This is a genomic window from Flavobacterium sp. (assembly GCF_029945805.1).
In the GTDB taxonomy this organism is placed as follows: Bacteria; Bacteroidota; Bacteroidia; order Flavobacteriales; family Flavobacteriaceae; genus Flavobacterium.
This window is the reverse complement of sequence record NZ_JAQSDH010000017.1, coordinates 18,136-32,431: the sequence shown is the minus strand read 5'-3', so window position 1 is coordinate 32,431 and position 14,296 is coordinate 18,136. Positions and strand designations below refer to the sequence as shown.

The following is a 14,296-nucleotide window of genomic DNA, read 5'->3' as shown; positions in this document are numbered from 1 at the left end:
AAATTAATTTTCTGGAGTTTCTTCTACTTTAACTTCTGGCTTTTCAACTTTAGTTTGGGGTTTTGCTATGAGGGGTATAGAAGGACTGTCAACTTTCGTTTTAATTAATGTATCAACTATCGGTTTTGATAAATATTTATTGTATTCACCCTGAAGACTTCCTTCTAGCATTCGTTTTTCTAAATCGGTTCTGGTGATTTTTCTCTTGATGTATTTTTCAATCATTAAACTTGTTATCGGACCAGCCCATCGTGAACCCCAATATCCGTTTTCTACAAATACAGCTATTGCTATCTTTGGATTATCCTTTGGAGCAAAGGCAACAAAAATAGAGTGGTCTTGGAGTTTTACTCGTTTACCGTTTATTTTGGCAAAGTTTTCAGCCGTTCCTGTTTTTCCACAAATCTCGATTCCTTCCACATTCAATCCGTGTGCCGTTCCCATATTATAAACATCAAACAATCCGCTTACCATTGGTTCAAAATATTTTTTATCAACAGTAGTCACATGCTTCGTTCGGAAACGTTTGTCTATAGTTCCGCCTTTAATTTTTTTGATAATATGAGGCGTGTAATAGTAACCGCGATTGGCCACTGCAGCAATCATATTCGCTAGCTGAATGGGTGTCATCAAAACTTCTCCCTGACCAATTGCATTGGAAACGATTGTTTTACTAGACCAAGCCCAACCCGGATACATTTTTTTATAAGTTTTAGATGTGGGTAGATTTCCTTTTCTTCCAGTTGGTAAATCATACCCCATGAATTGTCCTAAACCAAAACTCTTTAAGTGATTGCTCCACACATCAACTCCTTTAGGCGGATTGCCATATTTGTCGATGGTTTTCATATACGAACTTGCAAAAAAAGTATTGCACGATTCATAAATTCCTCGGTGAAGTTGCAAAGCACCTCCGTGGCAGTGGCATTTCATGAAACGACCAGGGGCATAACTAAATCCGTGTCGACAAACAAAAGAAGTACTTTCATCAATAGCACCTTCTTGCAAAGCTACTAAACCCGTTAGAATCTTAAAGGGTGATCCTGGCGTGTATTCTGCTAATAAACCTCTGTCGTATAATGGTTTAGCGATAGAATCATGATATAACATAGTGTAATTTTTGGACCGTTGTCTTCCAACAAGAATAGCCGGATCATAAGAAGGCGCGGTAACTAAAGCTAGAATCTCACCTGTTTTTGGTTCGATGGCTACTATGCCACCACGTTTATTAATCATTAATTCTTCTCCATATTTTTGAAGTTCAGCATCAATGGACAGCGTAATGTCTTTACCCTGAACGGATATAGTATCAAATTTTCCTTCTTTGTACGACCCGATATCTCTATTGTATTTGTCTTTCTGAATGTATTTCACCCCTTTAATACCACGTAGAATATCCTCGTAACTTTCTTCAACTCCTTGTCTTCCTATTAAATCACCGCTTCTGTAATAATCGTTTTTCTCAATTATTTTATCATTTACTTGTGTTATAAAACCAAATACATTGGCTCCAAAGGCTACTTGATAATCTCGTAATGCACGTTTCTGAATGTAAAAGCCAACAAATTTTCGCTGAATTTCCTGAAAAGCAGCATATTCTTTTTTGTTAAGTTGTGACAAAAATACAGAAGGAAGTCTTGGACTGTAAATTTTTGCCTTAGCAATTTTTTTAAGGAACTCCTCTTTCGTAATTTTTAACAAGGAACAGAACTCTGTGGTATCTAACTCTTTAACATCTTTAGGGATCACCATGATGTCATAAGAAGGTTGGTTGGCCACTAAAAGTTTGCCGTTTCTGTCGTAGATGTAACCGCGTTCTGGATAATCATAGCTTATTTTAATAGCGTTATTATCCGATTTTAATTTTAATGAATCATCGATTACTTGAAGGTAAAACAGACGCATTATAAGTAAAATTGTGGCAATGAAAATGATTGTGGGCAACAAAACTTTTCTCATCGTTTACTTGGCTTAATGATATAAATGATAATAATACAAGTGATAATAGTGAAGATAGTACTTAAGAAAGTCCGTACTAAAATATCCCAAATGAAACTGATTTTGAATACTTCCAAAATGAATAAAACAAAGTGATGCAGCACAACCGAAATCAGAATGAACGAAAAACGTTCAGGTGTCAAAACATCATTTAATTTCACTGTTTGATATTCGTAGCTTAGTCCAAAAGAAAATTTAAAGATAGATGGGCGATAATAGGCTAGAACCACACAAGCTGCAGCATGAACCCCGCCGGAATTCCAGAACATATCCATCAATAAACCTAAAAAAAAGCTGGCTACCAATAAGCCACTCTTATTTCCGTTTACGGGATAAAGAATTATAAAAAGTACATACGGAAACGGATTTATGAATCCAAACAAGTCAATCCTGTTGAATATCAAAACCTGTGCTGCAAGCAACAAGATAAAGCGACCAATATTGGCTAGTAAGGTACTATTCATCTTTTTTGCTTTGATTTTCTAAATTATGTACTTCGTCAGCATCTTTTTGTTTGATTACGTAGACGTGTCCTAAATTCGTCATGTCATTAAACAGCTTAATATCTAAAGTGTAATAATTTGTTAGGTCATCAATATAAACTTTGTAAATGGTTCCAATACCAATATTTTCTGGAAAGATGATGGACTGTCCACCAGTTACAATAGTATCGCCTTTGCGTACTCCCGCCAAACGCGGAACATCAATCAATTGAGCAAAACCTGTGCTTTTCCCGTTCCAGACTAAAGAGCCAAAGTGATTCGATTTCTTAATTTTCGCATTAATTTTCGAATTGATATTCAAAACACTAATAATGGTAGCATAATTTTTAGAAGTTTTGTCGACAATACCAACAATTCCCGCGCTGTTGATTACGCCCATATCAGGTTTGATGCCTAAAGCTGAGCCTTTGTTAATTGTGATAAAGTTTTCCTGAATGCTATAGGAGTTGTGAATTACTTTTGCAACAAGGATTGCTGTTTTTTTAACGCCTTTAATCGAATCAATCTGTGGAAGTTTAGTGGTGTCTTGTTGATTAAACACGAGAGATTTTAAACGCGCATTTTCTTTTGCTAATTCTTCATTTTGAGCCCTTAAGCCAAAATATTCGTCAATATTATTTACTTTTTCGTAAATTCCGCCGGTAAAGAAATTGGCCGAACTTATGATTTTACTTTTATGAAATGAATGGGACTGAATTGTAAGCGAAAAGGAGATTACTAAAAGCAGCAAAAACAGTAAGCGATTACTGTTTTTTAGTATAAAATTAAAAATCTGCTGCATGTTTTTCTAGTGTTCAGTGTTCAGTAATCAGTGCTTCGTGTTTTCACAACAAACACTATTTTATAAGTATGCTTCTGAATTTTGGGATATTTTTAAGCGCCATTCCAGTTCCGCGAACAACCGCTCTTAATGGATCTTCCGCAATATAAACTGGTAAATCTGTTTTTTGAGAAATACGTTTGTCTAATCCTCTCAACATCGACCCTCCACCTGCAAGATAAATTCCGGTATTGTAAATGTCAGCTGCTAATTCTGGAGGCGTTTGAGATAATGTTTCCATAATAGCATCTTCAATACGTTGGATAGATTTGTCTAACGCTTTGGCAATTTCTCTATACGATACTTCCACTTGTTTAGGTTTTCCAGTCAACAAATCTCGACCTTGAACTGACATGTCATCTGGTGGTGTTTCTAAATCATCTGTAGCCGCACCAATAGTAATTTTGATTTTTTCAGCAGTACTTTCACCCACAAATAAATTGTGCTGTGTTCTCATGTAATAAACGATGTCATTGGTGAAAACGTCACCGGCAATTTTAACCGATTTATCACAAACAATTCCGCCTAAAGCGATAACCGCAATTTCTGTTGTTCCTCCACCAATATCAACAATCATGTTTCCTTTTGGTTGCATAATATCAATACCAATTCCAATTGCCGCAGCCATTGGTTCGTGAATTAAGTATACTTCTTTTCCGTTTACACGCTCGCAACTTTCTTTAACCGCACGCATTTCTACTTCGGTAATTCCGGATGGAATACAAACCACCATTCTAAGGGCTGGTGTAAACATTTTTTTCTTTAACGCTGGAATGCTTTTGATGAACATACTGATCATTTTTTCAGATGCATCAAAATCGGCAATAACTCCATCTTTCAACGGACGAATTGTTTTTATGTTTTCATGAGTTTTCCCTTGCATCATGTTGGCTTCTTTACCAACAGCGATTATTTTTCCCGATATTCGGTCTCTGGCAACAATTGAAGGGCTGTCAATTACAACTTTGTCGTTGTGTATTATCAGAGTGTTGGCGGTACCAAGGTCAATGGCGATGTCCTCGGTCATGAAATCAAAAAATCCCATAGATTATGTAGGGTTTAACGTTTATAAAATTGAAGCTACAAAGTTAAACAAATTAATGTTTAAAATGACGCGTTCCTGTAAATACCATTGCAACTTTATTTTCGTTACAAAAATTAATACTCAATTCATCTTTTATTGAACCTCCAGGTTGAATAACAGCCGTAATTCCTGCGTTGTGAGCCATCTCGACACAATCTGGAAAAGGGAAAAAAGCATCACTCGCCATTACGGCACCGTTCAAATCAAAACCAAAAGTTATCGCTTTTTCAATCGCTTGTTTCAAAGCATCTACTCTCGAGGTTTGACCTGTTCCTGATGCCACTAATGTACTGTTTTTTGCAAATACAATCGTGTTTGATTTAGTGTTTTTACAAATTTTTGAAGCAAATAATAAATCCGCAGTTTCTTGTTCGGTTGGAGCTGTTTTGCTGACTACCTTTAAATCTTCTTTTGAGTCGGTAATGTTATTTCTATCCTGAACTAGTAATCCGTTTAAGCATGTTCGAACTTGACTGTTTGGCAATTCCACTTTGTGTTGCACCAAGATAATTCTGTTTTTCTTTTCAGATAAAATAGCTACCGCTTCTTCGTCATACGATGGAGCAATAACTACTTCACAGAAAAGTGAATTAATTTCGTTGGCTGTAGCCGAATCTATTTTTTCGTTAGCAATCAAAACACCGCCAAACGCTGAAGTAGGATCGCATGCTAAAGCAGTTAAATAAGCTTCTTTAATGGTGTTTCTTGTTGCCAATCCGCATGCGTTATTGTGCTTTAAGATAGCAAATGTTGGATCGTTGTCTTTGAATTCTGCAATCAAATTTACAGCGGCATCTACATCTAATAGATTGTTATACGACAATTCTTTTCCGTGCAATTTGGTAAACATTTTGTCAAATTCGCCAAAGAAAAATCCTTTTTGGTGTGGGTTTTCCCCATATCTTAAAATCTGTCCTTCCGAAATACTTGTTTTGAAATATGTATCGTCAGTATTGAAATAATTAAAAATAGCTGTATCGTAATGAGAAGAAACGTGGAACGCTTTTGTTGCCAACAATTTTCTTTGTTCTAATGTTGTTGCTCCGTTTTGGGTTGAAATGAAATCCAACAAAAGTGAATATTCATTTACGGAAGCTACAATTACAGTGTCTTTAAAATTCTTAGCTGCTGCACGAATTAACGAAATTCCACCAATGTCAATCTTCTCAATGATATCGGCTTCACTTGCGTCAGATGCTACTGTTTTTTCAAACGGATACAAATCGACAACCACTAAATCAAGTTGTGGAATTTCAAATTCTTTCATTTGAGCTACATCCGTTTCGTTGTCCTGACGATTTAAAATTCCGCCAAATATTTTAGGGTGCAACGTTTTAACTCTTCCGCCAAGGATAGAAGGATACGAAGTAACATCTTCAACTGGAACTACAGGAATTCCTAGATTATTAATGAATTCTTCTGTTCCGCCAGTAGAGTAAATAGTAACATTTTGTTCGTGTAGTTTGCGAACTACCGGCTCTAAACCATCTTTTGAAAAGACAGAAATCAAGGCCGATTTAATTGCTTTTGTAGTAGTCATGTTTTGTGTGTTGTGCCTATCCGAAGACAGTTCGATTTAAGCCAACAAAAGTAGTTTTTTTCAATCTGAACTTGATTCAGATTTTCAACTTTTTTGTAACAATATTTTATTTTTGAACACCTATAAAGCATTCGATAAAAAAGTAGTGAATTTCGATATTTTTATTGAAATTTACAATTCCATAAACAGATACTAAATGTTATTATACTTCAGACTGCTTAAAGAGAGTTTTGCCTTTGCTATGAATGCTTTGCGCAATAATAAATTGCGTACAATGCTTTCTTTATTAGGTGTAACCATCGGTATTTTTTCAATTATTGCTGTTTTAGCCGCGGTGGATTCTTTAGATAGAAAGATAAAATCTGATTTAAGTTCCTTAGATAAAAACACAATTTATCTCACCAGCCAATCTTTTGGACCTACGGAGGTTCCGAGATGGAAAAGGGAACAATTTCCAAATGTTAGATATGAAGAGTATCAATATTTAAAAACTTCTTTAGATAATGTTGAAAATTCTTGTTTTCAATATTTTGCTGCTAGTCAGAACTTAAAATTTGAATCGAAAACGGTTTCAAATGTAAATATGGTTGCTGTAACTCATGAATTTGTAGATATCCAAAGATTGGAATTTGATAAAGGTAGATTTTTTAACGAATTAGAGTCTACCTCAGGAAAACAGGTCGTGGTTTTAGGTCATGACATTGCAGAACAACTTTTTGAAAGCAGTGATCCTATTGGAAAAACAATCCGAATGTATGGTCAACGTTTTACAGTAATTGGCGTGACCAAAAAGAAAGGTTCAGGAATGGATATTGGCGGAGGCGATGATACATCGGCATTTCTACCGTCTAGTTTTCTTAGAAGTTTATATGGTGATAACAACGAGAATGTTTTGCCAGTTATTGTTTTAAAACCAAATCAAGGAACGGATATGGATGCCTTAAAAGGAGAGATTTCTCAAAAATTGAGAGCTTTTAGAGGCGTCAAGCAAGGTGAAATAGATAATTTCTTTGTAAATGTTTTGTCTGGACTTACTGATATGATAGATGGTATCTTATCAAGCGTTCGGATCGGCGGAATTATTATTAGTGTATTTTCATTTTTGGTTGGCGGATTTGGGATTGCAAATATTATGTTTGTTTCTGTAAAAGAAAGAACGAATCTGATTGGAATTCAAAAATCACTAGGCGCAAAAAACAAATTTATTTTGTTTCAGTTCTTGTTTGAAGCTATTATCCTGTGCTTAATTGGCGGATGTATTGGTTTGTTGATCGTTTGGCTATTAGCGCTATTGCTTACTAATATTCTTGATTTTGAATTTGTGCTAAGCTTTTGGAATGTTTTGATCGGATTTGGATTGTCGGTAATTGTAGGGCTGCTATCTGGAATTCTTCCTGCGATTTCAGCTTCTCAACTTGATCCAGTCGAAGCAATTAGAAGTGGAATGTAATATAAATAGTAATATAGAGCCGTTGAGTGCAATTATTATTATTATAAAAAATTTTAGCTTATTTTCAATCCAATTAAATGTAAAAATGCCATTCTGCGCTTGTCGAAGACTTTTTTTAAAAGCACTTCGACAAGCGCAGTATAACAAACTGCAAATTATTGACCTTAAGAAATAATTATACCCAACGGGTTATTCTAGGTAAAAAATCCCGTCTAGTTTGAAATTAGACGGGATTTTTTTTAAACGATTTCTAAGGTTTTGGCTTTGTTAACTAGGTCAACCAAATTCGTTACATTCAACTTGGTCAAGAGACGAAGCTTATACGTACTAATGGTTTTTTCGTTAAGCGCTAAAATTTTAGCAATCTCATTGTTTTTCTTCCCGTCACTCAAAAAGCGCAACACTTCGATTTCTCGATTAGAAAGCTTTCTGTATAAACGTTCTGATTTGTTTTGCTTAGCAATTAATGCTAAATTCTTCTTGATTTCCTCATTTAGGATAATTTGTCCTTGACTAACTTTAACAATGGCAATTCCTAAATTTTCAAGTTTTGATGTTTTGTGAACATAGCCTGCGCAACCCGCTTTGATGGCGTTTGGAGCATAGATATGTTCTGAAAGACTACTGAAAATGATGACTTTAGTTTTTGGGAAGTTTTTAATAATAGACTTGATTTCATAAATACTTTTCAATCCTTCAAGTTCAAGGTCAATGACTAAAATATCAATTTCTTTGTTTCTTAAAGCGTCTGGAACCATAAAAAAATTCCCAACGTTTGAAACTACATTTATTTCTGGATGGTCCTTAAAATAGGCCTTCATTCCGAAGTGGACAACAGGATAGTTGTCGGCGATGCATAAATTTATCATAATTGTGGTATTTGATAAAAATTAATATAAATAATTGCGGTAAAGCTACAAAAACAATATTGAAAAACACTACAAAATATTATAATTTTTTAAAATTTATTGGGATTATACATACAGGAATTGGATTCATTTTATGTTTGTTCGCCGAGTTTAATCTTTTAAAAATATCAAAAACTTCCTTCTCTCTTCCTGTAAAGTCTTCGGTTGTTTTGTTTTTTTCTACTTCCAACATGGCCCATTCTAATTCGTCGTAACTTGCTCCTAGTTGCGCTTCGTCCGTTCTTGAATCTCCAAAAAGCCCGTCCGTTGGAGCTGCATTTTGAATTGATTTCGGAATTTCTAAATATTCGCCCAAAGCAAAAACATCACTTTTCATTAAATCAGCAATCGGACTTAAATCAACTCCGCCATCGCCATATTTGGTATAAAAACCAACTCCAAAATCCTCCACTTTATTTCCTGTCCCAGCAACAAGCAATCCGTGAATTCCAGCAAAATAATATATAGTCGTCATTCGTAATCTAGCTCTGCTATTGGCTAATGATAAATGAAATTTTGTCTCATTATCCGAAATTGGCACTTCCGTTTTAAATAGTTCAAATACAGAAGTTAAATCTACAATTTCATTTTTTACATTAGGAAATCTTTTCTTCAATTGATCAATATGCTCTTTTCCTCTACTTACTTGTGTGCTGTCTTGATGAATTGGCATTTCCACGCAAAGAGTTGTTAAGCCCGTTTCGGCGCATAGTGTTGATGTTACAGCAGAGTCAATTCCACCTGAAATTCCCACTACAAAACCACTTGCATTTGCTTGTGCTGCATAATTCTTCAACCATGTAACAATTAAAGTGCTTACTTCCCCTACCTTAATAGTGCTTTTTTTTGCCATTTGTTATGAAAATTTTTAGAAACTGCAATGTATATTTGCAAATGTAAAAAATCAGAAGTTTCAAAATTGATTATTGTGCATTAATTTCTTTATATGAAAAAATATTTTGTATCGTTTTTAATACTAGCTGCTTTTGTTTCTTGCGATAAGAAATCAAAAGTTGAAAAAGAAGTAGAAGCTATTCCTGTGGAATTGAAAGTAGATCGTTTTGATAAAGCTTTTTTTGAAAGTAGTCCAAAAGATTTGATGCGACTGAAAGCGGAATATCCTTTTTTCTTTCCTAATGATGGAACTCCAGATAGCGTTTGGATTGAAAAGATGCAGAATAAAGATTGGAGAGATTTATACAATGCTGTAGAGAAAAAGTATCCTGATTTCAACAAACAAACTACTGAAATAGAAGATTTGTTTAAGCATTTCAAATATTATTATCCACAAACTATAATGCCGAAAATCTACACGGTAATTGGAAATATGGATTACAATACGAAAGCAATTTATGCTAATGATAAATTGATCATTGCACTCGAATTGTACATCGGAAAAGACAGCAAGTTTTATACGTTTCCAGAATATTTGAGACAAAATTTTGAAGAAAGACAGATGATGCCAGATATTGTCACTAGCTTTTCATTAACAAAAATTCCTCCTTCTAAAGATATGACTTTACTAGGTGAAATGATTTATTATGGTAAGGAATTATATTTAAAAGATCAAATGCTACCAGAGTACACGGATGCTGAAAAAATTGGATACCAACCTGGGCAAATCGCCTGGTGTCAAGAAAACGAGAGTTACATTTGGCGTTATTTTATAGAAAAAGAATTGTTGTACAGTGGTGATTCCAAATTGCCAGGCCGATTTATAAATGTTGCGCCATTTTCTAAGTTTTATCTAGAAATTGACAACGAATCTCCTGGAAGAGTTGGGCAATGGATTGGCTGGCAGATTGTACGTTCGTTCATGGAAAACAACAAAGTTAGTATGCAGGATATGCTAAAAATGAATGCAAAAGAATTATTTGAAAAATCAAAATACAAACCCAAAAAGAATGAGTAATAGTATCACTTCCGAAATAAAATTCATAGTCGACTTAGACGAAAACCGTGTTCCTGAAAAATTAACATGGTCAGCCCAAGATGGCGGCGTTCAAGACGAAGAGGCAAAAGCAATAATGCTTTCCATTTGGGATAGTAAAGTGCAGGAAACCCTTCGTATTGATTTATGGACAAAAGATATGCCTGTTGATGAAATGAAGAAGTTCTTTCACCAAACATTAGTTGCCATGACGGATACATTTCAGCGTGCAACTCAAGATGAAAAAATGACGGATACTATGAAAGATTTCTGTGATTATTTTGCTGAAAAAATGGAGTTGAAAGAATAGGCAATTATTGCTTTAAAGATTTTTTTTCAATATCATCCCAGATTTTTTTATAACAACCCATGATTACATTATACATTGGTCGAGAAGTAATGCTTGCATTTTCATCAATATTGCCTCTGGCTGTTTGAGTGTATATTGTTTTGCCAGCTTTTAAATCATAAACTTCTACTATGATTTGGGCAAATGACATTTGCTTTAAATAGTAATTGTGTTCAATTAGTTTGAAATCACTTATATCGTTCCTGCTGTTTTGGCATTTGATATTAATGTAGTAATCATAACCAGTCCCAATTCGTAGCTTTTCTATTTCTGCCTTACTTGGTTCGGTTGGTACTTTATTTGCAATCAATAATGATTTTTCATTTAAAGCGTATTTTACCCTTTCTCCTAAATGGGATTCAAAATTTTTAATGGCTAATTCTGTCAACTCCTCTTTGAAATGTGAATTTACATCGATGTTCCCCATCAACCATTTTCCATTTGAAAAATCTAGACCATTGGTTTTGTCGCTATTGTATAAAACAAAATGGTTAGTATTGCAGCTTGAAAAACTAATCAGTATAACAAAAATAATTATTTTCCTCATATTAAAACTGACTCATGTCTTTAAAAACCTCTTCGTTTACGGCATCGATGTAGTCTAAGACAGCTTCTTTTCCCGTAGTTTCCGTTGCGGATGTAACAAAATGTTGGGGCATTTCTTCCCAGTTATTTGCTAATAATGCTTTACGGTAAGCGGCAATATGAGAGTCGATTTTTCCTCGGCTGATTTTATCGGCTTTAGTGAATATGATGCAAAATGGAATTTGAATTTCACCTAAATAAGTGATGAATTCCAAATCGATTTTTTGAGCTTCCAGTCGGATGTCAATCAGCACAAAAGCACACACTAATTGTTCGCGTTTCTCGAAATAATCGGTGATGAACTCTTGAAAGACTTCTTTTGTTTTTTTGGAAACACGAGCATAACCATAACCTGGCAAATCGACCAAAAACCAATTCGAATTGATTTTGAAATGATTTATAAGTTGTGTTTTTCCGGGTCTTCCAGATGTTTTTGCCAAATTCTTATGATTCGTCAACATGTTAATCAAAGAAGATTTTCCCACATTGGAACGACCAATAAAAGCATATTCGGGCAAACGTTCTAGCGGACATTTGCTAACATCAGAATTGCTAATAATAAATTCAGCAGTATTAATTTTCATGTTTTTAAAATAAAAAAGTCCCCAAAAAGGACTTTAGTTTATAGATGAACTTCTTTTAACCAGTGGTCAAGCAAACGGTTAAATTCGTCTGGATGTTCCATCATGGCAGCATGACCACATTTGTCAATCCAATATAATGAGGAGTTTGGCATTAGTTTATTAAATTCTGTAGCAACTTCGGGTGGCGTTACTTGATCATTTTTACCCCAAATGATACAAGTCTTCACATGCATTTTTGGTAAATCTTTTGCCATATTATGACGAATGGCACTTTTGGCAATCGTTAAGGTTTTAATCACTTTTATTCTGTCATTAACCACTGCAAAAACTTCGTCAACAATTTCTTTTGAAGCTACTTTTGGATCGTAAAAAACAGCTTCCGCCTTATTTCTGATATAATCATAATCGCCACGTTTTGGATAACTGTCGCCCATAGCGCTTTCATAAAGACCAGAACTTCCGGTAATTACAAGTCCAGCTACTTTTTCCGGATACATCTTAGCGTGATATAAAGCGATGTGTCCGCCAAGAGAATTACCTAAAAGAATTACGCGATCAAATCCTTTGAAGGTGATAAAATCTTTCACATATTTTGCAAAAGCTTTTACATTGGTTTTAAGAATATTTTGAGTATAAATAGGCAATTCAGGTATTATAATTTTATAACCCCGATCAGAGAAATAATCAGCAACTCCTTGAAAGTTACTCAATCCGCCCATAAGTCCATGTAAAACGACAATTGGTGTGCCTTCTCCAGCTTCATAATAGGAGTATCTACCTTCTTTTTTAAATTTTCCTTCCATGTTGTTTTTTGACTTTTACATCGGCAACAAATATATGATTTTAAAGATAAAATTTCATTTCTAAAGGGATTATTTACTATTAAAATTATGAATTTAATTGACAAGAGCAAGAGCAAAATAAAGTGCTAATTATCAACAAAGAGGAAATTTTTGTTAAGGGCAATAGGCTCTAACTAGAGAATATAAATTAGTTCGTTTTATTCCGTTGTAGTTGACTCTACAACATTTCTTAATCTTTTGTTAAAAATTCGGCCTACTATTTTACTCCGAATTTGAACATCAAAATGGATTAAAGTGGTAAAACTTATTAACAAAGTGGTAGTTTGTGGTAAATTGTGGTAATATATTTTATATTTTTGCTCGTAACGAAAACAAAACCAATTGGACACCATAATCGGAACATACGAATGTAAAGTTGATGCCAAGGGAAGACTCATGATTCCTTCGGCGTTGAAGAAGCAACTCGCTAGTTCTCTTCAAGATGGCTTTGTCTTGAAGCGTTCCGTTTTTCAGCCTTGTTTAGAGTTGTATCCAATGACAGAGTGGAATTTGATGATGGAAAAAATCAACAAATTGAACCGTTTTGTAAAGAAAAATAACGACTTCATTCGTCGTTTTACTGCTGGAGTAAAAGTAGTAGAGGTGGACGATTTAGGAAGGTTATTAATTCCGAAAGATTTGTTTGCTTTTAGTAAAATTTCAAAAGATATCGTCTTGTCTTCTGCAGTGAATATTGTAGAAATATGGGATAAAGATTTATATGAAAAATCAATAGCTGGAGAAGATGTTGATTTTGCAGACTTGGCTGAAGAGGTGATGGGAAATATAAATGACGATGACAATGGAATATCATAACCCGGTTTTACTGAAAGAAACTGTTGACGGATTAAATATCAAACCTGACGGAGTTTATGTTGATGTGACTTTTGGCGGTGGCGGTCACTCCAAAGAAATTTTAAGCCGATTAGGGCCAAACGGAAAACTGTTCGGATTTGATCAAGATGAAGATGCTCAGGCTAATGATTTGCTGGATGAACGATTTGTATTGATTCCAGAAAATTTTAGATACATCAAACGCTTTTTGAGATTTCAAGGTGTAAAATCGGTTGATGGAATTTTGGCAGATTTAGGGGTTTCATCACATCAGTTCGACGTTCCAGAAAGAGGTTTTTCTACGCGTTTTGATGCCGATTTGGATATGAGAATGAGTAAAAGAAACGAATTGAATGCGTTTAAAGTTATCAATGAATACGACGAAGCCAATTTGAAAAGAGTCTTTCTTGATTATGGCGAATTGAAAGTTGCTCCAGCTTTAGCCAAAACAATTATTGAAGCCAGAGAACTAGACGCCATCAGCACAACCGACGAATTAAAAAGTGTTTTGTCAAGATTCTTGCCGGAACAATTCAAAAATAAAATTTTAGCCCAAATCTATCAGGCCATCCGAATTGAAGTGAATCAAGAAATGGATGTTTTGAAAGAATTTTTAGAACAATCTCTAGAACTATTGAAACCCGAAGGAAGATTGAGCGTGATTTCATACCATTCCTTGGAAGACAGACTGGTGAAACGATTTATCAAAAACGGATTATTTGAAGGAGAACCAGAGCGTGATTTTTTTGGAAATTTTTCAGTTCCATTTAAAAGTATCGGAAAGTTAATCGTACCAAGTGAAGCCGAAATCAAAGAGAATAATAGAGCAAGAAGTGCCAAGCTTAGAATCGCTGAAAAAAAATAAGAAG

The 14,296-nt window shown here is 34.6% G+C and carries 15 protein-coding genes; 5 read left to right on the top strand and 10 right to left on the bottom strand.

What is annotated here, in order from left to right; genetic code table 11:
- Nucleotides 1–3 precede the first annotated feature (3 nt).
- The 5 genes from mrdA to purH are packed head-to-tail and all read right to left on the bottom strand — an operon-like array spanning nucleotide 4 to nucleotide 5,945.
- Nucleotides 4–1,959 carry a penicillin-binding protein 2 gene (gene mrdA / locus PSU83_RS04120; protein ID WP_300587016.1) on the bottom strand — a complete coding sequence of 652 codons (1,956 nt, stop codon included), beginning with the start codon at nucleotides 1,957–1,959 and terminating at the stop codon, nucleotides 4–6.
- Complete coding sequence (locus PSU83_RS04115) at nucleotides 1,956–2,462, bottom strand: rod shape-determining protein MreD (protein ID WP_300587013.1); 507 nt, start codon at nucleotides 2,460–2,462, stop codon at nucleotides 1,956–1,958. Before PSU83_RS04115 ends, mrdA begins: the two co-directional genes overlap by 4 nt.
- Entirely contained in the window at nucleotides 2,455–3,282 is an 828-nt protein-coding gene (mreC, locus tag PSU83_RS04110) for a rod shape-determining protein MreC (protein WP_300587011.1), read from the bottom strand. Before mreC ends, PSU83_RS04115 begins: the two co-directional genes overlap by 8 nt.
- A gap of 55 nt (nucleotides 3,283–3,337) precedes the next feature.
- Entirely contained in the window at nucleotides 3,338–4,366 is a 1,029-nt protein-coding gene (locus tag PSU83_RS04105) for a rod shape-determining protein (RefSeq protein ID WP_121312631.1), read from the bottom strand.
- Between the two features lie 52 nt (nucleotides 4,367–4,418).
- On the bottom strand, nucleotides 4,419–5,945 hold the full coding sequence (gene purH / locus PSU83_RS04100) for a bifunctional phosphoribosylaminoimidazolecarboxamide formyltransferase/IMP cyclohydrolase (RefSeq protein WP_300587008.1): 1,527 nt from the start codon (nucleotides 5,943–5,945) through the stop codon (nucleotides 4,419–4,421).
- A 196-nt stretch (nucleotides 5,946–6,141) separates the two neighbouring features.
- Here purH and PSU83_RS04095 point away from each other — a divergent pair, with 196 nt between their 5' ends.
- Nucleotides 6,142–7,395, top strand: a complete 1,254-nt coding sequence (locus PSU83_RS04095; protein ID WP_300587006.1) for an ABC transporter permease — start codon at nucleotides 6,142–6,144, stop codon at nucleotides 7,393–7,395.
- A 239-nt stretch (nucleotides 7,396–7,634) separates the two neighbouring features.
- Here PSU83_RS04095 and PSU83_RS04090 read toward each other — a convergent pair whose 3' ends face one another.
- On the bottom strand, nucleotides 7,635–8,264 hold the full coding sequence (locus PSU83_RS04090; RefSeq protein WP_300587004.1) for a response regulator transcription factor: 630 nt from the start codon (nucleotides 8,262–8,264) through the stop codon (nucleotides 7,635–7,637).
- Nucleotides 8,265–8,343: 79 nt separating this feature from the next.
- Nucleotides 8,344–9,156 (bottom strand): NAD(+) synthase, encoded by an 813-nt coding sequence (nadE, locus tag PSU83_RS04085; protein ID WP_300587002.1) that lies wholly within the window; start codon nucleotides 9,154–9,156, stop codon nucleotides 8,344–8,346.
- A 93-nt stretch (nucleotides 9,157–9,249) separates the two neighbouring features.
- On the opposite strand from nadE, the gene gldB reads away from it, so the two are divergent.
- Nucleotides 9,250–10,215 (top strand): gliding motility lipoprotein GldB, encoded by a 966-nt coding sequence (gene gldB, locus PSU83_RS04080; RefSeq protein ID WP_300587000.1) that lies wholly within the window; start codon nucleotides 9,250–9,252, stop codon nucleotides 10,213–10,215.
- The gene (gldC, locus tag PSU83_RS04075; protein ID WP_300586998.1) at nucleotides 10,208–10,543 is read left to right on the top strand and encodes a gliding motility protein GldC; all 336 of its coding nucleotides are present in this window, start codon (nucleotides 10,208–10,210) and stop codon (nucleotides 10,541–10,543) included. The genes gldB and gldC overlap by 8 nt, the downstream gene beginning before the upstream one ends.
- 4 nt (nucleotides 10,544–10,547) lie before the next feature.
- Here gldC and PSU83_RS04070 read toward each other — a convergent pair whose 3' ends face one another.
- From PSU83_RS04070 to PSU83_RS04060, 3 genes are read right to left on the bottom strand one after another with little or no spacing between them, the layout of a single operon-like run.
- Entirely contained in the window at nucleotides 10,548–11,129 is a 582-nt protein-coding gene (locus PSU83_RS04070) for a hypothetical protein (protein ID WP_300586996.1), read from the bottom strand.
- A gap of 1 nt (nucleotide 11,130) precedes the next feature.
- The gene (yihA, locus tag PSU83_RS04065) at nucleotides 11,131–11,751 is read right to left on the bottom strand and encodes a ribosome biogenesis GTP-binding protein YihA/YsxC (RefSeq protein WP_300586994.1); all 621 of its coding nucleotides are present in this window, start codon (nucleotides 11,749–11,751) and stop codon (nucleotides 11,131–11,133) included.
- Between the two features lie 38 nt (nucleotides 11,752–11,789).
- Complete coding sequence (locus tag PSU83_RS04060; protein WP_300586992.1) at nucleotides 11,790–12,554, bottom strand: alpha/beta hydrolase; 765 nt, start codon at nucleotides 12,552–12,554, stop codon at nucleotides 11,790–11,792.
- A gap of 381 nt (nucleotides 12,555–12,935) precedes the next feature.
- Between PSU83_RS04060 and mraZ the strand changes: the two genes are divergently transcribed.
- Together mraZ and rsmH are read left to right on the top strand one after the other, a co-directional pair.
- Complete coding sequence (gene mraZ / locus PSU83_RS04055; RefSeq protein ID WP_300586990.1) at nucleotides 12,936–13,409, top strand: division/cell wall cluster transcriptional repressor MraZ; 474 nt, start codon at nucleotides 12,936–12,938, stop codon at nucleotides 13,407–13,409.
- Nucleotides 13,384–14,292, top strand: a complete 909-nt coding sequence (gene rsmH / locus PSU83_RS04050) for a 16S rRNA (cytosine(1402)-N(4))-methyltransferase RsmH (protein ID WP_300586988.1) — start codon at nucleotides 13,384–13,386, stop codon at nucleotides 14,290–14,292. The genes mraZ and rsmH overlap by 26 nt, the downstream gene beginning before the upstream one ends.
- Nucleotides 14,293–14,296 lie beyond the last annotated feature (4 nt).

Excerpts from the sequence above, each read along its gene's own strand:
- mrdA (WP_300587016.1), bottom strand. The coding sequence starts at position 1,959 with ATGAGAAAAGTTTTGTTGCCCACAATCATTTTCATTGCCACAATTTTA.
- PSU83_RS04115 (WP_300587013.1), bottom strand. The coding sequence starts at position 2,462 with ATGAATAGTACCTTACTAGCCAATATTGGTCGCTTTATCTTGTTGCTT.
- mreC (WP_300587011.1), bottom strand. The coding sequence starts at position 3,282 with ATGCAGCAGATTTTTAATTTTATACTAAAAAACAGTAATCGCTTACTG.
- PSU83_RS04105 (WP_121312631.1), bottom strand. The coding sequence starts at position 4,366 with ATGGGATTTTTTGATTTCATGACCGAGGACATCGCCATTGACCTTGGT.
- purH (WP_300587008.1), bottom strand. The coding sequence starts at position 5,945 with ATGACTACTACAAAAGCAATTAAATCGGCCTTGATTTCTGTCTTTTCA.
- PSU83_RS04095 (WP_300587006.1), top strand. The coding sequence starts at position 6,142 with ATGTTATTATACTTCAGACTGCTTAAAGAGAGTTTTGCCTTTGCTATG.
- PSU83_RS04090 (WP_300587004.1), bottom strand. The coding sequence starts at position 8,264 with ATGATAAATTTATGCATCGCCGACAACTATCCTGTTGTCCACTTCGGA.
- nadE (WP_300587002.1), bottom strand. The coding sequence starts at position 9,156 with ATGGCAAAAAAAAGCACTATTAAGGTAGGGGAAGTAAGCACTTTAATT.
- gldB (WP_300587000.1), top strand. The coding sequence starts at position 9,250 with ATGAAAAAATATTTTGTATCGTTTTTAATACTAGCTGCTTTTGTTTCT.
- gldC (WP_300586998.1), top strand. The coding sequence starts at position 10,208 with ATGAGTAATAGTATCACTTCCGAAATAAAATTCATAGTCGACTTAGAC.
- PSU83_RS04070 (WP_300586996.1), bottom strand. The coding sequence starts at position 11,129 with ATGAGGAAAATAATTATTTTTGTTATACTGATTAGTTTTTCAAGCTGC.
- yihA (WP_300586994.1), bottom strand. The coding sequence starts at position 11,751 with ATGAAAATTAATACTGCTGAATTTATTATTAGCAATTCTGATGTTAGC.
- PSU83_RS04060 (WP_300586992.1), bottom strand. The coding sequence starts at position 12,554 with ATGGAAGGAAAATTTAAAAAAGAAGGTAGATACTCCTATTATGAAGCT.
- rsmH (WP_300586988.1), top strand. The coding sequence starts at position 13,384 with ATGACGATGACAATGGAATATCATAACCCGGTTTTACTGAAAGAAACT.